The organism is Bacillus sp. 1NLA3E, from assembly GCF_000242895.2.
Taxonomy (GTDB): domain Bacteria; phylum Bacillota; class Bacilli; order Bacillales; family Cytobacillaceae; genus Bacillus_BU.
Map to the genome: position 1 here is coordinate 1,416,169 of NC_021171.1, position 23,303 is coordinate 1,439,471.

The 23,303-nt window shown below is 38.6% G+C and carries 20 protein-coding genes; all 20 read left to right on the forward strand.

What is annotated here, in order from left to right; all coding sequences use genetic code 11:
* Nucleotides 1-25 precede the first annotated feature (25 nt).
* The 20 genes from B1NLA3E_RS06935 (at nucleotide 26) to B1NLA3E_RS07035 (ending at nucleotide 23,033) form a co-directional block, all read left to right on the forward strand.
* On the forward strand, nucleotides 26-793 hold the full coding sequence (locus B1NLA3E_RS06935; RefSeq protein ID WP_015593127.1) for a ribonuclease HII: 768 nt from the start codon (nucleotides 26-28) through the stop codon (nucleotides 791-793).
* Nucleotides 794-1,003: 210 nt separating this feature from the next.
* Complete coding sequence (sucC, locus tag B1NLA3E_RS06940; protein ID WP_015593128.1) at nucleotides 1,004-2,203, forward strand: ADP-forming succinate--CoA ligase subunit beta; 1,200 nt, start codon at nucleotides 1,004-1,006, stop codon at nucleotides 2,201-2,203.
* Nucleotides 2,187-3,089: a succinate--CoA ligase subunit alpha gene (gene sucD / locus B1NLA3E_RS06945; protein ID WP_015593129.1), complete on the forward strand. Its 903-nt coding sequence runs from the start codon at nucleotides 2,187-2,189 to the stop codon at nucleotides 3,087-3,089. Before sucC ends, sucD begins: the two co-directional genes overlap by 17 nt.
* 191 nt (nucleotides 3,090-3,280) lie before the next feature.
* Nucleotides 3,281-4,153, forward strand: coding sequence for a DNA-processing protein DprA (gene dprA / locus B1NLA3E_RS06950; protein WP_015593130.1), 873 nt, complete (start codon nucleotides 3,281-3,283; stop codon nucleotides 4,151-4,153).
* Between the two features lie 545 nt (nucleotides 4,154-4,698).
* A complete protein-coding gene (topA, locus tag B1NLA3E_RS06955) occupies nucleotides 4,699-6,774 on the forward strand; it encodes a type I DNA topoisomerase (RefSeq protein WP_015593131.1) in 2,076 nt (691 codons plus the stop codon).
* A gap of 378 nt (nucleotides 6,775-7,152) precedes the next feature.
* Entirely contained in the window at nucleotides 7,153-8,457 is a 1,305-nt protein-coding gene (trmFO, locus tag B1NLA3E_RS06965; RefSeq protein ID WP_015593132.1) for an FADH(2)-oxidizing methylenetetrahydrofolate--tRNA-(uracil(54)-C(5))-methyltransferase TrmFO, read from the forward strand.
* Nucleotides 8,458-8,518: 61 nt separating this feature from the next.
* Entirely contained in the window at nucleotides 8,519-9,424 is a 906-nt protein-coding gene (gene xerC, locus B1NLA3E_RS06970; protein ID WP_041580369.1) for a tyrosine recombinase XerC, read from the forward strand.
* 24 nt (nucleotides 9,425-9,448) lie between these two features.
* Nucleotides 9,449-9,991 (forward strand): ATP-dependent protease subunit HslV, encoded by a 543-nt coding sequence (hslV, locus tag B1NLA3E_RS06975; protein WP_015593134.1) that lies wholly within the window; start codon nucleotides 9,449-9,451, stop codon nucleotides 9,989-9,991.
* A gap of 20 nt (nucleotides 9,992-10,011) precedes the next feature.
* The gene (hslU, locus tag B1NLA3E_RS06980) at nucleotides 10,012-11,421 is read left to right on the forward strand and encodes an HslU--HslV peptidase ATPase subunit (RefSeq protein WP_015593135.1); all 1,410 of its coding nucleotides are present in this window, start codon (nucleotides 10,012-10,014) and stop codon (nucleotides 11,419-11,421) included.
* A gap of 102 nt (nucleotides 11,422-11,523) precedes the next feature.
* Nucleotides 11,524-12,303 (forward strand): GTP-sensing pleiotropic transcriptional regulator CodY, encoded by a 780-nt coding sequence (gene codY, locus B1NLA3E_RS06985; protein WP_015593136.1) that lies wholly within the window; start codon nucleotides 11,524-11,526, stop codon nucleotides 12,301-12,303.
* Between the two features lie 340 nt (nucleotides 12,304-12,643).
* Nucleotides 12,644-13,039 (forward strand): IS1182 family transposase, encoded by a 396-nt coding sequence (locus B1NLA3E_RS06990; RefSeq protein ID WP_015593137.1) that lies wholly within the window; start codon nucleotides 12,644-12,646, stop codon nucleotides 13,037-13,039.
* An 814-nt stretch (nucleotides 13,040-13,853) separates the two neighbouring features.
* Nucleotides 13,854-14,552, forward strand: a complete 699-nt coding sequence (gene rpsB, locus B1NLA3E_RS06995) for a 30S ribosomal protein S2 (protein WP_015593138.1) — start codon at nucleotides 13,854-13,856, stop codon at nucleotides 14,550-14,552.
* Between the two features lie 165 nt (nucleotides 14,553-14,717).
* Entirely contained in the window at nucleotides 14,718-15,599 is an 882-nt protein-coding gene (gene tsf, locus B1NLA3E_RS07000; RefSeq protein ID WP_015593139.1) for a translation elongation factor Ts, read from the forward strand.
* 126 nt (nucleotides 15,600-15,725) lie between these two features.
* Nucleotides 15,726-16,448: a UMP kinase gene (gene pyrH, locus B1NLA3E_RS07005; protein WP_015593140.1), complete on the forward strand. Its 723-nt coding sequence runs from the start codon at nucleotides 15,726-15,728 to the stop codon at nucleotides 16,446-16,448.
* Nucleotides 16,449-16,450: 2 nt separating this feature from the next.
* A complete protein-coding gene (gene frr, locus B1NLA3E_RS07010) occupies nucleotides 16,451-17,008 on the forward strand; it encodes a ribosome recycling factor (RefSeq protein WP_015593141.1) in 558 nt (185 codons plus the stop codon).
* A gap of 238 nt (nucleotides 17,009-17,246) precedes the next feature.
* The gene (locus B1NLA3E_RS07015) at nucleotides 17,247-18,023 is read left to right on the forward strand and encodes an isoprenyl transferase (protein WP_015593142.1); all 777 of its coding nucleotides are present in this window, start codon (nucleotides 17,247-17,249) and stop codon (nucleotides 18,021-18,023) included.
* A 35-nt stretch (nucleotides 18,024-18,058) separates the two neighbouring features.
* Entirely contained in the window at nucleotides 18,059-18,847 is a 789-nt protein-coding gene (locus B1NLA3E_RS07020) for a phosphatidate cytidylyltransferase (protein ID WP_015593143.1), read from the forward strand.
* Nucleotides 18,848-18,890: 43 nt separating this feature from the next.
* Entirely contained in the window at nucleotides 18,891-20,033 is a 1,143-nt protein-coding gene (gene dxr, locus B1NLA3E_RS07025) for a 1-deoxy-D-xylulose-5-phosphate reductoisomerase (protein WP_015593144.1), read from the forward strand.
* 18 nt (nucleotides 20,034-20,051) lie between these two features.
* Nucleotides 20,052-21,311 carry an RIP metalloprotease RseP gene (gene rseP / locus B1NLA3E_RS07030; RefSeq protein WP_015593145.1) on the forward strand — a complete coding sequence of 420 codons (1,260 nt, stop codon included), beginning with the start codon at nucleotides 20,052-20,054 and terminating at the stop codon, nucleotides 21,309-21,311.
* A gap of 18 nt (nucleotides 21,312-21,329) precedes the next feature.
* Entirely contained in the window at nucleotides 21,330-23,033 is a 1,704-nt protein-coding gene (locus B1NLA3E_RS07035; RefSeq protein WP_015593146.1) for a proline--tRNA ligase, read from the forward strand.
* The last annotated feature ends 270 nt before the right edge of the window (nucleotides 23,034-23,303 follow it).

Here is a 23,303-nt window from a genome sequence, read left to right on the forward strand (position 1 = left end):
TACATAGTCAGGAGATCAGATTAGAGTGAGTAAATTATCAATTAGAGAAATTGCTGAGCGTTTAAAGAGTTACCAAAAAGACGACGAACAGTTTATTAGAATTATTTCTAATGATGAACGAAAAGGTGTCCAGCAGCTTGTATTAAAATGGAAAAGACAGTGCGAGCAGGAAAATCTCGCTCGCGAAAAATTTGCAGAAATGAGCAAATATGAAATATCTGTCCGAAAGCAAGGGTACCAATTAATAGCTGGAATCGATGAAGTAGGCCGCGGACCACTTGCAGGTCCCGTTGTTGCAGCTGCTGTTATTTTACCTGAAGACTTTTTGCTTTTTGGAATAGACGATTCCAAAAAGTTAACTGAAACAAAGCGTGAAGAGTACTATGACCAAATAATGGCCAAAGCAATCTCCGTAAGTATAGGATCTATTTCTCCAGAAGAAATCGATAACATAAATATTTATGAAGCAACAAAAAAAGCTATGCTAGCAGCGGTTTCTGGCCTAGATACCGCACCCGATTTTCTGCTCATAGATGCAATGAAGCTAACTTCACCCTACCCTTATGAAGCAATTATAAAAGGTGATGCCAAAAGCATTTCGATTGCAGCTGCCTCTATTGTTGCAAAGGTAACAAGAGACCGACTGATGAAAGAAATTGGACTTGTTTATCCAGAGTATGGCTTTGCCAACAATATGGGCTATGGAACGAAAGAACACCTAATAGCTATTGAAAAAAACGGGATTACTCCACATCATCGAAAAAGTTTTGCACCAGTCAAAGATTATGTATAAGGATGGGAGAATTCTCAAATTTGGGGGACCACAAAATTAGTGGTCTCCTTTTTTGTTATTCTATAATAATTTTGATATTAAAAATATTAAAATTTCAGAATTTTATAACAAAATATTTTGTATCTGTGATATATTATTAGACAGTGCATCATTTTTTTTATTAAAATGAATTCACAGTCTATATTTGAAAGTTTGATAGGAGGATGGGAAATGAATATCCATGAGTATCAAGGGAAAGAAATCCTCAGAAAATACGGGGTATCTGTACCGAACGGGAAAGTGGCTTTTACAGTTGAGGAAGCTGTCGAAGCAGCAACATCTCTTGGAACAAAAGTTTGTGTTGTAAAGGCACAAATTCACGCAGGTGGTAGGGGTAAAGCCGGCGGAGTTAAAGTAGCTAAAAACCTAGATGAAGTTCGTACATATGCAACCGAAATCTTAGGAAAAACTTTAGTGACTCATCAAACAGGCCCAGAAGGCAAAGAAGTCAAACGCTTGTTAATTGAAGAAGGCTGTGACATTAAAAAAGAATATTATGTTGGACTAGTATTAGATCGTGCTACATCCCAAGTTGTCTTAATGGCATCTGAAGAGGGTGGAACAGAGATCGAAGAAGTGGCTGAGGCAACACCTGAAAAAATCTTTAAGGAACAGATTGATCCTATCATTGGACTTACAGCTTTCCAAGCTCGTCGAATTGCCTTCTCAATCAATATTCCTAAAGAACTTGTAAACCAAGCAGTAAAATTCATGTTAGGGTTATATACGGCCTTTATTGAAAACGATTGCGCCATTGCTGAAATCAATCCACTAGTAACAACTGGGGATGGGAAAGTTATGGCTTTAGATGCAAAATTAAACTTTGATGATAACGCTTTATATCGCCAAAAGGAAGTACTAGCCTATCGTGACTTAGATGAAGAGGATTCCAAAGAGATTGAAGCATCAAAGTACGACCTAAGCTATGTTTCATTAGACGGAAATATCGGTTGTATGGTTAACGGTGCTGGTCTTGCAATGGCAACAATGGATATCGTCAAACATTATAGTGGAGACCCTGCAAACTTCCTTGATGTTGGTGGCGGAGCAACAGCTGAAAAAGTAACAGAAGCATTTAAAATTATCCTTTCAGATCCAAACGTTAAAGGAATTTTTGTCAACATTTTTGGCGGTATTATGAAATGTGATGTTATCGCTACAGGTGTGGTTGAAGCTGCGAAACAAGTTGGTCTTGAGGTGCCACTTGTTGTTCGATTAGAAGGAACAAACGTTGACCTTGGAAAGAAAATCTTAAATGAGTCAGGTTTAAGCATTATCGCAGCAGAATCTATGGCTGATGGAGCACAAAAAATCGTTTCCTTAGTAAAGGATGGATTAGGAAAGGAGAATACATGTGAGCGTATACATTAATAAAGATACTAAAGTTATTGTACAAGGAATAACAGGTGCGACAGCATTATTTCATACAAAACAAATGCTTGAATATGGTACGAAAATTGTTGGCGGAACATCCCCAGGTAAGGGTGGAACTGAAGTTGAGGGTGTACCTGTATTCAATACAGTTAAAGATGCTGTCCGAATTACAGGTGCAACCGCTTCCGTTATTTATGTACCAGCCGCCTTTGCTGCTGATGCAATTTTAGAAGCAGTGGAAGCAGAGCTTGACCTTGCTATTTGTATAACAGAGCATATTCCTGTTTTAGACATGGTTAAGGTAAAGCGTTATATGGAAGGTAAAAAGACTCGACTTGTGGGCCCAAACTGCCCAGGCGTCATTACAGCTGATGAGTGCAAAATTGGAATTATGCCAGGTTATATCCATACAAAGGGACATGTTGGTGTCGTCTCCCGCTCTGGAACATTAACATATGAAGCAGTGCATCAATTGACACAGGCTGGAATCGGTCAAACAACAGCGGTTGGGATTGGCGGAGACCCTGTAAATGGGACAAACTTTATTGATGCTTTAAGTGCCTTCAATGAAGACCCAGAAACATATGCTGTCATTATGATTGGTGAAATCGGTGGAACAGCTGAAGAAGAAGCAGCAGAATGGGTTAAGGCAAACATGACAAAACCAGTTGTCGGCTTCATTGGCGGTCGTACAGCGCCTGCAGGTAAGCGTATGGGTCATGCTGGAGCGATTATTTCTGGTGGTAAAGGGACGGCTGATGAGAAAATCCGTGTCATGAATGAATGTGGAATCAAGGTTGCGGAAACACCATCTGTAATGGGTGAAACATTAATTGAAGTAATTAAGGACAAAGGTATATACGATTTGTGTAAAACTCATTAAGATAGGTTTAGTTGGAGAAAATGGAATACCTCCATTTTCTCTACACTAATCTCCTAAAAAGAAGTCCCTCATTCAGAGGGGCTTATCTTCATTTAAACCTTCACCTACTATACTTCCAATATATTGAACTACCAACAAAAAAATTCTATTTCTAAACGATTTGTGAATCTTTTTATAAGGAGTGTTAATGAATGGATCTTTTTCAAAAGAAGCTAATCCTCCTCCATCACTGGAAGGGATTGAGTTGGTCTATGACGCAAACCATTATTAAAAATGACCCCACACTAGAATCCTTCAATTCTTTTACAGTTGTAGAGCTTCGCCATGTCGGAGTCCCTGTACAAACCACTAAGTTGCAAGACCTACCCTTAAACGCTACCCTCGAGCTCCTCAACCACTATCAACGAAATGGTATTAATCCAATCACTATTTTTGACGATCAATATCCACCGCTGCTTAAGGAGATTTATCAACCTCCATGGGTTATTTTCGCCAAAGGGAATCTGCAATTTCTGAAGAATACTAAAAAAATTGCCGTAGTTGGATCACGAAATGCAACATCTTATGGAAAAATGGCTATTCAAATTCTATTTCCTGAACTAATTAATCAGGGATTTATTATCGTTAGTGGATTAGCTACTGGCATTGATGCTCTTAGTCACGATTATGCGATGAAGCTAGGTGGGAATACAATAGGAGTGATTGCAGGAGGTTTTGACCACATTTATCCAAAGGAAAACCTTATCCTTGCGAAAGAGATGTTCGAGAACCAGTTGATTATTTCCGAGTATCCACCTGGATCTAGACCTGAAAGATGGCATTTTCCATTAAGAAATAGGATTATTAGTGGAATGTGTCTAGGTACATTGATCATCGAAGCGCAAAGGAAAAGCGGTTCATTAATTACTGCAAGCTATGCTGTAAACGAGGGAAGAGAAGTTTTTGCAGTCCCTGGAAATATTTTTAGTCCTCATTCTATGGGTACTAATGACTTGATTCAACAAGGTGCAAAGCTAGTCAAAACAGGAGCAGATATAACCGAGGAATTCTCTTTTTTTTCATAGGCGATGTTTAAGCACATTGTTGACTTTGCCACGAGTTGATAGGAGCGCCTGGAGCGGAAATCAACAGGCAAGTTTAACAGAACATTTTTATAAAAAAGGCTGTGGTATAGCTCAATGTTGATTTTGTGCACAATGTTGATTGGAGTGGAAGGCGCGAAGACTCCTGCGGGAGCAGCGGGACAGGTGAGACCCCGCAGGCGCTTAAGCGCCGAGGAGGCTCACCGCCCGCCCCGCGGAAAGCGAAGCGTCTGGAGCGGAAATCAACATTCTAGTTAACAGAGCCATAAAAAAATGACGTTTTGAATTTTTTTGTAAAAAAAGGTTGAAATTATTGCCAATCTGTTATACATTTTGCAACAGGTGTTCGTTCACTTTTCAAGGGGAAAATGTGTCAGTACAGTGAATGAAAACGATTGCTTAGTGCAAATCGTTGACAAAACTTAGTTTCTTGTTCAATAATAATGATTATTTCAAACTGTGAATAAATCACTTAAATGATATTAAGCTATGATTTAAGAATATTCCCTCTTAAGGAGGACTACTGGATGTCAGATTATCTTGTAATCGTTGAATCGCCAGCAAAAGCGAAAACGATTGAACGGTATCTTGGAAAAAAATATAAAGTTAAAGCATCCATGGGTCATGTTCGTGATTTGCCGAAGAGCCAAATGGGCGTATATAAAGAGGACAACTTTGAACCTAAGTACATAACGATTCGTGGAAAAGGTCCTGTTTTAAAAGAATTGAAGACAGCGGCAAAAAAAGCGAAGAAAATTTATCTCGCAGCTGACCCCGATAGAGAGGGAGAGGCGATTGCGTGGCATTTAGCGCACAGCTTAAACGTAGATATAACATCTGATTGTCGAGTTGTTTTTAATGAAATTACCAAGGATGCCATAACGGAATCGTTTAAACACCCACGACCGATTAACATGAATTTGGTGGATGCGCAGCAAGCACGTCGGATTTTGGACAGATTGGTTGGTTATAATATTAGCCCACTTTTATGGAAAAAAGTGAAGAAAGGGCTAAGTGCCGGACGTGTTCAATCAGTTGCTGTTAGGCTAATTATCGACCGTGAGAAGGAAATTAAAGATTTTATACCAGAAGAATACTGGTCTATTAACGCGGAGTTCTTGCTAGGAACGGAGATGTTTGAAGCATCATTTTACGGAATCGGGAAGGAAAAAGTAGAACTTCATTCCGAAGATGACGTAAACAATGTTCTAGCACAGCTAAAGGGTAATAAATTTACTGTCGATTCCGTTACGAAAAAGGAACGAAGAAGAAACCCGGCAGTGCCATTTACTACTTCCTCTTTACAACAAGAGGCAGCTCGGAAGTTAAATTTTAGAGCAAAGAAAACGATGATGTTAGCTCAGCAACTTTATGAAGGAATCGATCTTGGTAAAGAAGGTACGGTTGGATTAATCACTTATATGAGAACAGATTCAACCCGTATCTCTGAAGTCGCCCAAAAAGAAGCGAATGAATATATTCAAAATAAGTTTGGTGAAGCTTACCTTCAGACTGAGAAAAGAAAAGAAAAGAAACAATCAAACGCCCAAGATGCTCATGAAGCAGTTCGTCCGACTAGCACTCTTCGTGAGCCAAGCAGTTTGAAAGAATTTCTTTCGCGAGATCAACTTAGATTGTATAAGCTAATTTGGGAACGATTTTTAGCTAGTCAAATGGCTCAAGCGGTGATGGACACCATGAGTGTTGACCTAAAAAATGGTGAGGTCAAATTTAGAGCTACGGGATCAAAAGTAAAATTCCCTGGATTTATGAAGGTATATGTAGAGGGTACAGATGATCAGACGGAAGAAAGCGAAAAAATGCTTCCAAATCTTCAGGAAAACGATAAAGTGCTTAAAAAGGACATTGAGCCAAAGCAGCATTTTACGCAACCACCACCACGATATACCGAGGCGAGGTTAGTAAAAACACTTGAAGAACTTGGGATAGGTCGACCATCGACGTACGCTCCAACCCTGGATACGATTCAAAAAAGAGGATATGTATCCTTAGACAATAAGCGGTTTGTACCAACTGAGTTAGGTGAAATCATTCATGTGTTAATACTTGAATTTTTTCCAGAAGTATTAAATGTAGACTTCACCGCAATAATGGAACAAAACCTTGACAATGTTGAGGACGGAAAAGTAAATTGGGTTAATATCATCAGCGACTTTTATCAAGGTTTTGAAAAAAGTCTTGAAAAAGCTGAATTAGAAATGCAACATGTGGAAATAAAAGATGAACCTGCTGGGGAAGACTGCGAGTTATGTCAGAACCCGATGGTTTTTAAAATGGGCCGCTATGGAAAATTCATGGCTTGTAGTAATTTTCCAGATTGCCGTAATACGAAACCAATTGTTAAGGATATTGGTGTTAAGTGTCCTAGTTGTAAGGAAGGCAATGTCATTGAGCGAAAAAGTAAGAAAAAGCGGATTTTCTATGGCTGTGATCAATATCCTGGATGCGAATTTATTTCTTGGGATAAGCCATTGCCACGTAATTGTCCAAAATGTGACAGCGTGTTAGTAGAAAAGAAACTCAAAAAAGGTGTCCAAGTTCAATGTATCCAGTGTGATTACAAAGAAGAACAGCAAAAATAAAGGGTGAGCACCTTGCTCACTCTTTTGTTTTGAAATTTTAATTTGAAACTATTTTTATTTTGAATCGTAATGTAAAATGCGAGAGAGATAGGACAGAGTGGAAGGCTGTGTTAAAGCTCAATGTGAATTTTTGCACAATGTTGATTGGAGTGGAAGGCGCGAGACTCCTGCGGGAGCAGCGGGACAGGTGAGACCCCGCAGGAGCTTTAGCGACGAGGAGGCTCACCGCCCGCCCCGCGGAAAGCGAAGCGCCTGGAATGGAAATCAACATTTATACAGAGCCAAGTGGAAAAATATCCAGGAAACTAGTCTATATCTAAATATTTTGCAAATAATAGAAATAACTTTGAGTATATATTCAACAGGGGGCTAAAAAGAATGGAAGTGTCAGTAAACGTAATCGGAGCAGGATTGGCAGGTAGTGAAGCAGCATGGCAAATAGCAAAACGCGGTATTAAGGTTCGTTTATATGAAATGAGACCAGTGAAACAAACCCCTGCTCATCATACAGACAAATTTGCCGAATTGGTATGTAGCAATTCATTGCGCGCTAATACGCTAACAAATGCTGTCGGTGTATTAAAAGAAGAAATGAGAATGTTAGACTCAATCATCATGGGAGCTGCAGACGCCTGTGCAGTCCCAGCTGGAGGGGCATTGGCTGTTGACCGCCATGAATTTGCAGAATATGTAACCAAACAAGTGAAGGAACATCCCAACGTAACTGTTATCCACGAAGAAGTAACGGAAATTCCTGAGGGTCCCACTGTCATTGCTACAGGTCCGTTAACTAGTGAATTACTCTCTAAAAAATTAACAGAGTTAAGTGGAGAAGATTATCTTTATTTTTACGATGCAGCAGCACCGATTATTGAAAAAGATAGCATCAATCTGGATAAAGTTTATTTAAAGTCAAGATATGACAAGGGTGAAGCAGCCTATTTAAATTGTCCGATGACCGAGGAAGAATTTGAACGCTTTTATGAAGCATTGATCAGTGCAGAGACTGTTCCTTTAAAGGAGTTTGAAAAAGAAGTATTCTTTGAAGGCTGTATGCCGATTGAAGTCATGGCAAATCGAGGTAAGAAAACAATGCTGTTTGGCCCAATGAAGCCTGTAGGATTAGAAGACCCCAGCACTGGAAAGAGACCTTTTGCAGTCGTTCAATTGCGTCAAGATGATGCAGCCGGTACTTTATATAATATTGTCGGCTTTCAGACACATTTAAAATGGGGTCCGCAAAAAGAAGTGTTACAATTAATACCTGGCTTAGAACAAGCTGAAATTGTCCGTTACGGTGTTATGCATCGGAATACGTTCATGAACTCACCAAAAGTATTAAATGCGACCTATCAATTTAAAACGCGCAGTGATTTGTTTTTTGCTGGTCAAATGACCGGGGTTGAAGGTTATGTAGAATCAGCAGCAAGTGGTCTCATTGCTGGGGTAAACATGGCCAGATATGTACTTGGAAAAGAAACGGTAGAATTTCCTCCTGAAACAGCGATGGGAAGCATGGCCCGATATATTACAACAGCCAATCCTAAAAGCTTTCAGCCAATGAATGCAAATTTCGGATTATTTCCAGAACTTCCGGAAAAAATTAGAGGGAAAAAGGAACGAAATGAACAGCATGCAAACAGAGCAATACAAACAATTCAGAACTTTGTGAAAGTTTTGTAAAGTTTCTTGTCACGGCTTATTAAATATGATAATATTTAGAAGCCCTTGTGAGGTGGCCAAATTGACGGCAAATGTGAACGTTTCTTTAAAGTTATTTATTGAATATTTACAAATAGAAAAAAATTCTTCACAATATACAATTGAATATTATCAACATGATATTAGAGAATTCCTTATGTTCATGTCTGAACAAGGAATCGATCATTTTGAGCATGTGCAATATTTAGATGTAAGGATTTATTTAACTAAACTGTATGAGAAAAAACTTGCCAGAAAGTCAGTGGCCCGTAAAGTCTCTAGTTTACGCAGTTTTTATAAATTCTTACTCAGAGAAGAAATGGTAAAAGATAACCCCTTTTCTTTAGTATCCATACCCAAAATTGAAAAGCGACTACCTGCTTTTTTTTACGAAACAGAACTTGACCAACTTTTTAAAGCCTGTGATTTAACAACCCCACTCGGTCAAAGAAATAAAGCATTACTAGAGCTTCTTTATGCTACTGGAATTCGTGTCAGCGAATTGTGCCAAATTAGTTTAAAAGATTTAGATATGTTTATTTCGACTGTTCTTGTACACGGGAAAGGGCAAAAGCAAAGATATGTACCTTTTGGAAGCTTTGCACATGACGCGTTAGAATTGTACATACAACAAGGGAGACAAGAAATTCTCTCAAGTAAAAAGGACGATCACGACTTCTTGTTTGTGAATTTTCGAGGAGGTCCTTTAACACCAAGGGGAGTTCGAACAATTTTAAATTCTGTCATCGATAGGTCAGCATTAAGCGGTAAGATTCATCCACATATGCTACGCCATACCTTTGCTACTCATCTTTTAAACAACGGAGCCGATATGCGTACAGTGCAAGAGTTACTTGGTCATGCCTTCCTTTCGTCGACTCAAGTTTACACACATGTTACAAAAGAGTTTCTACGAAAAACATATATGTCTCATCATCCGAGGGCTTAAGCGAAAAGAAAGGGGATTTGTTACATGACTCAATTTCATGCTACTACGATTTTTGCTGTCCAACATAATGGAAAGTGTGCGATGGCTGGCGACGGTCAAGTCACATTTGGGAATACAGTTGTGATGAAACACACAGCCAGAAAAGTCAGAAAGTTGTTTAATGGAAAAGTGATTGCTGGTTTTGCTGGTTCAGTTGCAGATGCATTTACATTATTTGAATTGTTTGAGGGAAAACTCGAAGAATATAACGGTAATCTTCAAAGAGCTGCGGTAGAATTGGCGAAGAAGTGGCGAAGCGATAAAATGTTAAGACAATTGGAAGCCATGTTGATTGTTATGAATGAAAAGGATTTACTGTTAATTTCAGGGACTGGTGAAGTGATTGAGCCCGATGATGGTATTTTGGCAATTGGCTCTGGTGGCAATTATGCATTAGCTGCAGGACGAGCTTTAAAAAAATACACTGGTGATCATTTAACTGCTCGGGAAATTGCTCAGTCAGCACTTGAAATTGCGGCTGACATTTGTGTTTTTACAAATGACCATATTATTGTTGAAGAGCTTTAACGAAAAGGAGTGTTGAGTCAATGGGAAAAACAACAAATTTAACCCCTCGTCAAATCGTTGAAAGGCTTGATCAATATATCGTCGGACAAAAAGACGCAAAAAAAGCCGTTGCTGTTGCCCTTAGAAATCGATATCGACGAAGCCTTTTATCTGAACAGCTACGTGAGGAAATCGTTCCGAAAAATATTTTAATGATTGGTCCTACTGGGGTGGGTAAAACTGAAATTGCTCGTCGAATGGCAAAAATAGTTAGTGCCCCGTTCATTAAAGTAGAGGCAACAAAATTCACTGAAGTGGGCTATGTAGGTCGAGATGTTGAGTCCATGGTACGAGATTTAGTGGAAACGTCTGTCCGATTGGTGAAAGAAGAAAAAATCATCAGTGTGAAGGATCGAGCAGAAGAAAATGCAAACCGGCGTTTAGTGGAGTTGTTAGTTCCAAGTACCAAGAAGTCATCAACTTACAAAAATCCCCTTGAAATGCTGTTTGGGGGAAACACTTCACAAAACGATCAAAATGATAATGAATCAGCAGAAGAATCAACGAACTATGAAAAACGAAAAATTGTGCAAGAAAAACTTGCATTAGGGACATTAGAAGACGAAGTGGTAACGGTTGAGGTTGAAGAGCAACAGCCGTCCATGTTTGATATGCTTCAAGGTTCTGGCATGGAACAAATGGGAATGAACATGCAAGATGCACTTAGTAACTTGATGCCTAAAAAGCGTAAAAAGCGGAAGCTTACCGTCCGTGAAGCCCGAAAGGTTTTGATCAACGAAGAAGCTCAAAAGCTGATCGATATGGATGAAGTTACTTTAGATGCGGTACGTCGTGCTGAACAGACCGGAATTATTTTCATCGATGAAATTGATAAAATTGCCAGCAAAAATTCTGGTGGGTCTTCTGCAGATGTATCTCGTGAAGGTGTCCAAAGGGATATTCTTCCAGTTGTGGAAGGGTCAACTGTCGTGACAAAATACGGTTCGGTTAAGACTGACTATATCTTGTTTATTGCAGCGGGTGCGTTTCATACGGCTAAGCCTTCTGACTTGATTCCTGAATTACAGGGGCGTTTCCCAATTCGCGTGGAGTTAACAAAACTGACTATTGATGATTTTGTTAAAATCTTAATCGAGCCGGATAATGCTCTCATAAAACAATATCAAGCATTATTAAATACTGAAGGTATACAAATTGAATTTTCTGACGATGCTATTCGTAAGATAGCTGAAGTGGCATTTGAGGTTAATCAAAATACCGATAATATTGGGGCAAGACGTCTGCACACGATTCTTGAAAAACTCTTGGAGGATTTATCCTTCGAGGCACCTGAAATTACTTTAGAAACAGTGAAAATTACACCAAACTACGTAGAAGAAAAGCTCGGAGTTATTGCTCGAGATAAAGATTTAAGTCAGTTCATTCTCTAGCAAGGTGTGAATTAAATTTAGTGGAACTAATTAATAGTTTAAATAGAGATAAAAAACACAATAAAATATGATGTTTGTTCGAAGCACATAGGAGGAAGAACAATGGATTTATTGACAAAAACAAGAACGATCAACAAGATGCTACAAAAGGCTGCAGGAAAACCTGTTAACTTCAAAGAAATGGCTGAAATATTACGTGATGTAATTGAAGCGAACGTTTTCGTAGTAAGTCGCCGAGGTAAACTGTTAGGGTTTGCCATCAAACAATCAATCGAAAATGAGCGTATGAAACAAATGTTAGAAGATCGTCAATTCCCAGAAGATTACACAAAGAGTTTGTTTAACATTCAAGAAACTTCTTCAAATATTGACGTTGAAAGTGAATATACTGCCTTTCCAGTTGAAAATAAATCATTATTCAATGCCGGCTTAACAACAATTGTACCGATCATCGGTGGTGGTGAACGTTTAGGAACGCTTATTTTATCCCGTTTAGAAGAGCAGTTTCATGACGATGACTTGATCTTAGCTGAGTACGGAGCAACTGTAGTAGGAATGGAAATTCTTCATGAAAAAGCAGACGAGATCGAAGGAGAAGCAAGAAGTAAAGCTGTTGTTCAAATGGCGATTAGTTCATTATCTTACAGTGAGCTTGAAGCGATTGAACATATTTTTGAAGAACTTAACGGAAATGAAGGCTTACTTGTCGCTTCAAAGATTGCTGACCGCGTCGGAATTACCCGTTCAGTCATTGTTAATGCACTTCGCAAACTAGAAAGTGCTGGAGTAATTGAGTCACGTTCACTTGGGATGAAAGGAACTTATATTAAAGTTCTTAATGATAAATTTCTTGTTGAACTTGAAAAATTAAAATCTAACTAATAAATTAAAATGTAAAAACAACCCACTTGGGTTGTCAGGCTGTCGAGAAACTCTCGACAGCCTATTATTTTACCAAAAAACTTTAGCGATTAACCGCGTTAACTTGTTATAATTTAATTAATAATAAATAGGCTGCTCAATAGGTCTGTTGATTTCCGTTCCAGGCGCTTCGCTTTCCGCGGGGCGAGCGGTGAGCTTCCTCGTCGCTACGCTCCTGCGGGATCTCACCTGTCCCGCTGCTCCCGCAGGAGTCTTCGCGCCTTCCACTCCAATCAACAGGTCGGTTCCAATACAGACCTTCCACTCAACCATTAAATAATAAAAATAAGTGATGAAATCAATGTTTAAGCCAAAAGAGTCTAGCCAAAGTGAATATGAATTTGTGTCTATTGATGGATTAGTTCCTGACGATCATCTCCTCCGTTTGATTGATAAATATTTTAATTTTTCATTTCTTCTTGAAAAAGTTCACCCTTTTTATAGTGATGATAACGGTCATCCTTCTGATCCATTTGTTCTATTTAAAATGATGTTTATTGGTTTTCTTTACGGTATTCGTTCCGAGAGCCAATTAGAAAGAGAAATAAGAATGAACGTTGCCTACCGCTGGTTTTTAGGTTTGAAGTTCAAAAATCCAGTTCCCCATCACTCTACGATTAGTTGGAATCGTCAACACGTTTTAAGGATACCAATATCTTTCAGGAAATTTTTGATGAGATTGTCCTTCAAGCAATGAATCATAAATGGTGGGTGGTCGGGTTTTATTTACGGACTCTACTCATTTAAAGGCAATGCTAATGCAAATAAGCATAAGTTTACATAAAAAGAGGTTGAAATAGAGACTCGTGAATACTTTAAAGAACTAAACAAGGCAGTAGAAGAAGACAGAATAAAGCATGGGAAAAAGCACTTAAAGGAAAGGGAGACATGCAGAAGACTATGGAAATTCGGGTTATAGAGAATATAAGTCTGATTCGAAGAAATGTGAGAACTGCCCACTTCTATCCCAATGTACACGATCAAAAAAGCTAGGTTGGTTGTGTTGTCATTCTTTGGGTTGATTCCCCCCTGTTGAATGGAGCGGAAGGTGCGAAGACTCCTGCGGGAGCAGCGGGGCAGGTGAGACCCCGCAGGAGCTCTAGCGACGAGGAGGCTCACCGCCCGCCCCGCGGAAAGCGAAGCGCCTGAAGCGGAAATCAACAGGTCCGTTAGCATAGACAATCTAAAAATCGGCATTTAATGCTATGACAAAATGAAAAATTGCCGAGAAAAATACCCTTTCTCGACAATCTGAAAACCCAACTTCTGTTGTTTTTTTGAAACGAGCACAACGTTGCTGAATTATTTTGTAGTGGTGGATTATAAAATTTTTTTGATAAAATGACAGCAATTAGCAAGGAATCACTTGATTGTCATAACCACATGTGCTATATTATTTCATGGTGTTAATACACACGCTAATGGATTTAATCGGTTGGTGCTGTTCATAACAGTTTCCGGTTAAAGATGAATTTAGCGGAGGAAATCCAAAACCTTTAGGAGGAAAAAACATGTCAGTCATTTCTATGAAACAATTGCTTGAAGCTGGTGTACATTTCGGACACCAAACTCGTCGCTGGAACCCTAAGATGAAGAAATATATCTTCACTGAGCGTAACGGTATCTACATCATCGACCTACAAAAAACAGTTAAAAAGGTTGAAGAAGCTTATAATTTCGTTAAGGAACTTGCTGGTAACGGCGGTAAAATCCTTTTCGTTGGTACAAAAAAACAAGCTCAAGATTCTGTTAGAGATGAAGCAGCTCGTTCTGGTATGTACTTTGTTAACCAACGTTGGTTAGGTGGTACATTAACAAACTTCGAAACAATCCAAAAACGTATTTCACGTTTAAAAGATATCGAAAGAATGTCAGAGGATGGAACATTTGAAGTTCTTCCTAAAAAAGAAGTTGTTCAATTAAGAAAGCAACAAGAGCGTTTAGAAAAGTTCTTAGGCGGGATTAAGGATATGAAAGGTCTTCCAGACGCTTTATTTATCATCGACCCTCGCAAAGAGCGTATTGCGGTTGCTGAAGCACATAAATTGAACATTCCAATCGTTGGTATTGTTGATACAAACTGCGATCCTGATGAAATCGATTATGTAATTCCTGCAAATGACGATGCGATCCGTGCTGTTAAACTTTTAACTGGTAAAATGGCGGATGCGATTCTAGAAGCAAAACAAGGCGAAGAGGTTACTGCTTAATTTAAACTTCTTCATTCCATTTGATAAACTAAGCAGACATTAAAGGTGATAAGAGGGAACACCCTTTATCACCTTTTTTTAAAGAATATCAGAACATGTTTAAGTTTAGCTTTATTAGAACTTGTAAAAAATAGTACATAGATATATTAAGGAGGAATTTTCATTATGGCAATTACAGCTCAAATGGTTAAAGAACTTCGTGAAAAAACAGGCGCTGGGATGATGGATTGTAAAAAGGCCCTTCAAGAAACTGATGGTGATATGGAAAAAGCAATCGATTTCTTGCGTGAAAAAGGAATTGCAAAAGCAGCAAAGAAATCTGATCGTATCGCAGCAGAAGGTATCACTTCAATTGTTACTGAAGGTAATAACGCAGTTATTTTAGAAGTAAACTCTGAAACTGACTTTGTAGCAAAAAATGAAGGTTTCCAAGTTCTTGTAAAAGAATTAGGTGAACACCTTCTTAAAAACAAACCAGCTACTGTTGAAGAGGCTGAAGCTCAAACAATGGAAAACGGTGCAACTGTTGCTGAATACGTAAATGCAGCGATTGCAAAAATTGGTGAAAAATTAAGCCTTCGCCGTTTTGCAGTTAAAACAAAAACAGACAATGATTCCTTTGGTGCATACTTGCATATGGGTGGACGTATTGGTGTATTAGCAGTTCTTGAAGGAACTACTGAGGAAGCAGCAGCAAAAGACGTGGCTATGCATATCGCAGCTTTAAACCCAAAATATGTCTCTCGTGATGAAGTATCTGCTGAAGAAGTAGAACATGAGCGTCAGGTTTTAACTCAACAAGCGCTTAATGAAGGAAAGCCAGAAAAGATTGTTGAAAAAATGGTTGAAGGTCGTTTAGGTAAATATTTCGAAGACGTATGTGTTCTTGACCAAGCTTTCATCAAAAATCCAGACCAAAAAGTCCGTCAATTTGTTCAATCAAAAGGCGCAACTCTTCGCGAGTTTGTTCGTTATGAAGTGGGCGAAGGAATTGAAAAACGTGAAGAAAACTTTGCTGAAGAAGTTATGAATCAAATCAAAAAATAATTTTTAAAGAGAATTGCTTTCAAACAATTGTTTAAGCAGTGATCGCTTTAAATGAATGGTATAGGGGACACAGAGTGTTCCCTATTTTTAAGAGTAATTTTACTGAAAAGCTAATTGGAGGTTCTTATGAGCAGCCCTAAATATAAACGCGTTGTGTTAAAATTAAGTGGTGAAGCATTAGCAGGAGATCAAGGATTTGGAATCCTTCCTTCTGTCATTAAGTCCGTCGCAGACCAAGTGAAAGAAATTGCTGAATTAGGTGTAGAAGTCGCAGTAGTTGTTGGTGGCGGAAACATTTGGCGCGGTAAAATTGGCAGCGAGATGGGGATGGATCGGGCCACAGCAGATTATATGGGAATGTTAGCCACTGTGATGAATTCTCTTGCTCTTCAAGATAGCCTTGAGCAATGTGGAATTGAAACACGTGTTCAAACATCAATTGAAATGCGTCAAGTTGCTGAACCTTATATTCGCCGCCGAGCTATCCGTCATTTAGAAAAGAAACGTGTTGTCATATTTGCTGCAGGAACAGGGAATCCATATTTCTCAACTGATACGACAGCCGCACTTAGAGCTGCTGAAATTGAAGCAGATGTTATTTTAATGGCCAAAAACAATGTTGACGGCGTTTATTCAGCTGACCCGCGCATTGATAAAAACGCCAAAAAATACGATGAATTATCGTATCTTGATGTATTAAAAGAAGGATTAGCAGTGATGGATTCAACTGCATCTTCACTATGTATGGATAACGATATTCCTTTAGTTGTCTTCTCTATTATGGAGAAGGGTAATATTAAACGTGTCGTCATGGGTGAAACCATCGGAACCATTGTAAGGGGGAAATAATCATGCCAAAACAAGTTATTGCCAATACAAAAGATAAGATGTCAAAAGCAATTTCTGCCTATACTCGTGAGCTTGCTAGTATTCGTGCTGGTAGAGCTAACGCATCTTTACTTGATAAACTTACGGTAGAATATTATGGGGCCCCAACGCCTGTCAATCAAATTGCAGGGATTTCTGTTCCAGAAGCACGTCTTTTGGTCATCCAACCTTATGATAAAACCATTTTAGGTGACATTGAAAAGGCTATTTTAAAATCAGATTTAGGTCTGAATCCATCAAATGATGGAAGCATTATCCGTTTGGCGATTCCTCAATTGACCGAAGAGCGCCGTAAGGAACTTGTAAAGGTTATTAAAAGGGATTCAGAAGAGGCTAAAGTTGCAGTCCGAAATATTCGTCGTGATGCAAATGAAGATTTGAAAAAGCTTGAGAAGAACGGGGATATTACGGAGGACGAACTTCGGGGCTACAATGATAATATCCAAAAGCTTACTGATGATCACATTAGCAAAATTGATGGTATTACAAAAGATAAAGAAAAAGAAATAATGGAAGTCTAATATCCAAAAGACCCACCACATAAAACCCTCTGTTAATAGGGGGTTTTTTTACTACTTCTACCTTCTGAATTAAGGTCCTTGTACATAGTCTTTTATAGAGATATCTTACTGTATTTTTGGTATGATAAGAGCATGTGAAAATGATAATAGGAAATTTTAACAAAACTCAGTCGAAAGAATGGACTTCAGATTCTTTTTCACTGGTTTAGATTAACTTATTTTTTGGAGGAGCTATCTAATGTTAAATAAATTAAAGCTATGGAAGAACGGGCCACACTCTTCCAATCTCCGAGAGCGAATGGTACAAATAAAAGGGCAGCAAGTTCCTTCACATGTCGCAATTATCATGGATGGTAATGGAAGATGGGCGAAAAAAAGGGCCTTACCACGCATTGCTGGACATCATGAGGGTATGAAGGTAGTTCGGAAAATTACGAAATTAGCAAGCGAAATGGGAATAGATGTCCTAACCTTATATGCATTTTCAACGGAGAACTGGAAACGTCCTAAAAAAGAAGTGGATTATTTATTAAAACTCCCTGAAGAATTCTTAGGTACTTTCTTACCAGAACTTGTTAAAGAAAATGTAAGAGTAACCATGATGGGTTATGAGGATAAATTGCCTAGTCATACATTAAGGGCAATTCAAAAAGCGATGGATGAAACAAAGGACAATACAGGACTAATCTTAAATTTTGCTTTGAATTACGGGAGTAGGGCGGAAATTGTTGATGCTGTGAAGAAGGTCTTAAATGATTGCAAAAATGGTATACTAGATGAAAATGAATTGACAGAAGAAACATTTTCATCGTACCTCATGTCAGCAAATATAAAAGACCCTGATTTGTTAATTCGAACAAGCGGAGAAATTCGATTGAGCAATTTTATGCTTTGGCAGCTAGCCTATTCAGAGTTTTGGTTTACGGAAGTCCTTTGGCCTGATTTTGAAGAACAACATTTTATGGAGGCCATCGAAGCCTATCAGAATCGTCAAAGAAGATTTGGAGGAGTGTAAAACACTCTCATCATGAAAAGGTGTTGAAGTACTGAATGAAGCAACGAATCGTAACAGCGATTATTGCAGCAGCCATTTTTTTACCGATTGTTATTTTTGGAGGAAGTCTTTTCATTTTTTTAGCATACCTCCTTGCATCTATTGCACTGTTTGAGTTATTAAAAATGCGTAAGCTTAGCCTGTTTTCTATTCCAGGAATGATTTCACTTATACTGTTGTGGATTTTTTTGATACCAACGCAATATGAGGGCGTCCTAGATAACATAAATTATACAAAATCAGAGCTTGGATTACTTGCCATTTTATTATTCTTGACCTATACAGTGGCGTCCAAAAACCGTTTTACATTTGAGGATGTTGGATTTTCGACATTAGCCATCATCTATGTTGGAACTGGTTTTTATTATTTAATTGAAACAAGGGAAGCTGACTTAATCTATATCTTTTATTCTTTATTTATCATTTGGGCAACTGATTCTGGTGCTTATTTTATTGGTAGAGCCTTTGGGAAAAATAAGCTTTGGCCAGAAATTAGTCCTAATAAAACGGTGGAAGGTTTCATTGGCGGCATTTTATGTGCACTTGTTGTAGCTGTCTTGTTTGTATATCTATCAGACATTGATGCTACTTTAATGCAATTGTTATGGATCACCACTCTGCTATCTATTTTTGGGCAAATTGGTGACCTGGTCGAATCGGCAATCAAACGCCATTATAATGTGAAGGATTCTGGGAATATCCTGCCAGGGCATGGTGGAATCTTAGATCGTTTTGACAGCTTACTTTTTGTCTTACCATTAATGCATTTTTTCCATTTGTTATAAAGGACAATGGACATTTTTTGTAGTTTTTAGGAGTTGGAATATAGTGAAGTATATTAGTTTGTTAGGTGCTACCGGTTCAATTGGAACACAAACACTTGATGTTATTAAAGAACATCCAAATGAATTTACTTTGGTTGCCATGTCTGTCGGTCGGAATATCAATCTCGCCAGGACCATCATCTCTCAATTTAGTCCTAAGCTAGTTTCTGTCCTAGAAAAATCAACATGCGAAACATTAAAAGTGGAGTTTCCTGATACAACCTTTACATATGGTGAAGAAGGCTTAACTGAAGTGGCTGTCTTTGATCAGGCAAATATTTTAGTGAATGCTGTATTAGGAAGTGTTGGTCTATTCCCAACCCTCCAAGCAATTGCAGCGAAAAAAACAATTGCGATTGCTAATAAGGAAACACTTGTAACAGCAGGGCATCTAGTTATGGACGCAGTGAAGAAAAATGGCGTTGAATTGTTACCCGTCGATAGTGAACATTCTGCTATATTTCAAGCACTTCAAGGCGAAAAGGCGAAAAATATTGAACGGTTAATTTTAACTGCATCAGGCGGAAGCTTTAGGGATCGAACTCGGGAAGATTTAGAAACCGTAACACTAGATGAAGCTTTAGCACATCCGAATTGGTCAATGGGGGCAAAAATAACAATTGATTCAGCTACTATGATGAATAAGGGGCTCGAGGTAATTGAAGCACATTGGCTGTTTTCAGTCCCTTACGAAAAGATTGGTGTATTGCTTCATAAAGAAAGTATTATTCATTCCATGGTTGAGTTTCATGATAGTAGTATTATTGCTCAGTTGGGTTCCCCTGATATGAGAGTTCCGATTCAATTTGCGTTAACCTATCCTGATAGACTACCATTTCCAAGCGCAAAGCGGCTAAATTTAGCCCAAGTGGGTCAATTGCATTTTACTGAAATGGACTTTGAACGATTCCGTTGTTTACAATTTGCCTATGAAGCTGGGAAAATTGGAGGCACAATGCCGACAGTAATGAATGCAGCAAATGAAGCAGCAGTTTCAGCATTTTTAGATGGGAAAATTAAGTTTTTACAAATAGAGGATTTAATTGAAAAAGCACTTACCGCTCATCAAAGTATTAAAAATCCAAGTCTTGAAACCATTCAAGAAATTGATAAAGAAACGAGACACTATATAAAAACACTTCTATAAAAAAGGTGGTTTTTAAGTTTGACTACAGTTATAGCCTTTATTGTGATATTCGGCGCCCTCGTATTCTTTCATGAATTAGGACACTTCATTTTCGCCAAACGAGCTGGGATCCTTTGTAGAGAGTTTGCAATTGGCTTCGGTCCAAAAGTTTTTTCCCATAAAAAAGGGGAAACCACCTATACGATTCGCTTGCTTCCAATTGGTGGATTTGTTCGTATGGCTGGTGAGGATCCCGAAATGGTTGAAATCAAGCCTGGGCATCGAATCGGTCTTTTACTTGATCAAGATGAAAAAATCACGAAAATAATTCTAAATAATAAGGATAAGTTTCCCGAGGCGCGAATTGTTGAAGTAGAATCTGCGGATATTGAACGGGATTTATTCATAAAAGGGTATGCCGATGGAGATGAAGAAACACTCCAAACCTTCTCGATTAATCGGGATGCAGTTATGGTCGAAGATGGAACTGAAACACAAATTGCTCCATATGACCGTCAGTTTTCCTCGAAAACCTTGGGCCAGCGAACAATGGCTATATTTGCCGGACCTATGATGAATTTTATCTTAGCCTTTGTGGTGTTTGTGATTATTGCCTTGTTACAAGGTGTACCTTCATTAGATCCAATGCTCGGTAAACTAACGCCTGACGGAGCTGCACTTAAAGCAGGTCTAAAAGAAGGGGATATCGTCCAAAGCATTCAAGGCTCTGAAATTTCAAGCTGGACAGATGTAGTGGAAATGATCCGTAAAAATCCTAATAATGAATTAGAGTTTGCGATTGAACGGAATGGGAAAACATTGGAAATCCCTGTTACTCCTGAACAAAAGAAAGTCGAAGGGGAAAACATTGGAATAATTGGTGTATATAGTCCTGTAGAAAAATCACCCTTAAAAGCTGTAACGTATGGATTTCATGAAACCTATAATTGGACAAAGGATATTTTTGGAATGTTAGGTAAATTGGTTACCGGTCAATTTTCAATCGATGCCCTTTCTGGACCAGTAGGTATATACCAATCGACAGATATGGTTGCTAAATCGGGGATTTACTACTTAATGAAATGGGCTGGTATTTTAAGTATCAATCTTGGAATCATGAATTTGTTACCAATTCCTGCACTTGATGGAGGAAGATTATTGTTTTTTGCGATTGAAGCGTTGCGTGGAAAACCAATTGATCGCCAAAAAGAAGGAATGGTACACTTCATCGGTTTCGCATTGCTTATGCTATTGATGCTAGTCGTTACTTGGAATGATATACAAAGATTTTTCTTATAAAATAAGAGGTGCTAATAGATGAAACAGAGTATGACGTTTATTCCTACACTCCGCGAAGTTCCTGCTGACGCGGAAATTAAGAGCCATCAATTATTATTACGTGCCGGCTTTATGCGGCAAAATGCTAGTGGGATTTATAGTTACTTACCATTGGCAAAAAAAGTCCTACAAAAAGTTGAAGCTATTGTTCGTGAAGAAATGGACAATGCTGGTGCGGTGGAATTACTTATGCCCGCATTGCAACAAGCTGAATTATGGCAGGAGTCTGGTCGCTGGTATACTTACGGACCAGAGTTGATGCGCATGAAGGACCGACACGCTCGAGAATTTGCGCTTGGAGCTACACATGAAGAAGTGATCACGAGCTTGGTACGTGATGAAGTAAAATCCTACAAAAGATTACCACTTACCCTTTATCAAATCCAATCTAAGTTTCGTGACGAAAAACGACCTCGATTTGGATTATTACGAGGAAGAGAGTTTATCATGAAGGATGCATACTCATTCCATTCATCCAAGGAAAGTTTAGATGATGTGTATGATAAATTATTTGCAGCTTATTCTAATATCTTTGCCAGGTGTGGCTTAGACTTCCGAGCTGTTATTGCTGACTCAGGTGCAATGGGTGGGAAGGACACACATGAATTTATGGCACTTTCAGATGTGGGTGAAGATACAATTGCCTATTCAGATACGTCCGATTATGCTGCTAACATCGAAATGGCTCCAGTTATTTCGAATTATGAAAAGTCAAACGATGCATTATTAGGACTTGAGAAGGTCAGAACTGAAAACCAACGCTCAATTGAAGAAGTTTCAGATTATTTAAAAGTGGATGCGTCAAAGTGCATAAAATCATTAATGTTTAAAATTGATGATCGGAATGTATTAGTGCTCGTTCGTGGTGATCATGAAGTAAATGATATCAAGCTTAAAAATATGTTTGAAGCAAGCTCCGTTGAACTAGCCGATGCGGAAGAAACTGCAGCCATTCTTGGTTGCCCTGTCGGGTCATTAGGACCAATCGGTGTAGAAAGTGTTGAAATCATTGCTGATCACGCTATTGAATTCGTCGTTAATGGTGTGACGGGAGCTAATGAAGAACATTACCATTATACAAATGTTAATGCAGGCCGTGATTTTACTGTTAGTAAATATGTCGATCTTCGTTTTATCCAAGAAGGGGATCTTTCTCCAGATGGGAATGGAAAGATTTTATTTGCAAAAGGAATTGAAGTTGGCCATGTCTTTAAGCTTGGCACACGCTATAGTGAAGCGATGAATGCCACTTATTTAGATGAATTTGGAAAAGCGAAACCTATGATTATGGGATGTTACGGAATTGGTGTATCCAGAACCATGGCAGCCGTAGCCGAGCAATTTAATGATGAAAAAGGTTTGGTTTGGCCAGTTAAAATCGCTCCATTCGATATTCATCTTATTCCTGTTAATATGAAGGATGAAAATCAGTCGTCATTGGCAGAGGAACTTTATCAGACACTAAAACAAAACCGCTTTGATGTGTTACTTGATGATCGAATTGAGCGTCCAGGTGTAAAATTTGCTGATTCTGATTTAATTGGATTACCAATTCGTGTAACAATTGGTAAAAAAGCAACTGAAGGGATTGTCGAAGTGAAAATTCGCAAAACCGGAGAAGTACTAGAAGTGCAAAAAGATGAGCTAGTCGAGCGATTAACACAACTTTTGTTATCATTATAAATAAACGGCTGACGAGAAACCCTCGTCAGCCTTTCTTTATTTAAGTTTTCCAGGCCAATCCGCTAATATCGGCCGTTTATCCGCGAAAATATGGATTCAATCCGCGAAAATAAGCCGCCAATCCGCGAAAAAAGCAGGCCAATCCGCGAAAGCAATTTTTTATCAATCTCCCCCACTTCACGACAAGGTTGTTTATCGATTTTTATCTGATAATCAAGTTAGCGATATGTTATAATATCCTTTGTTCTATTTTATATTTAAAAGTGAGGC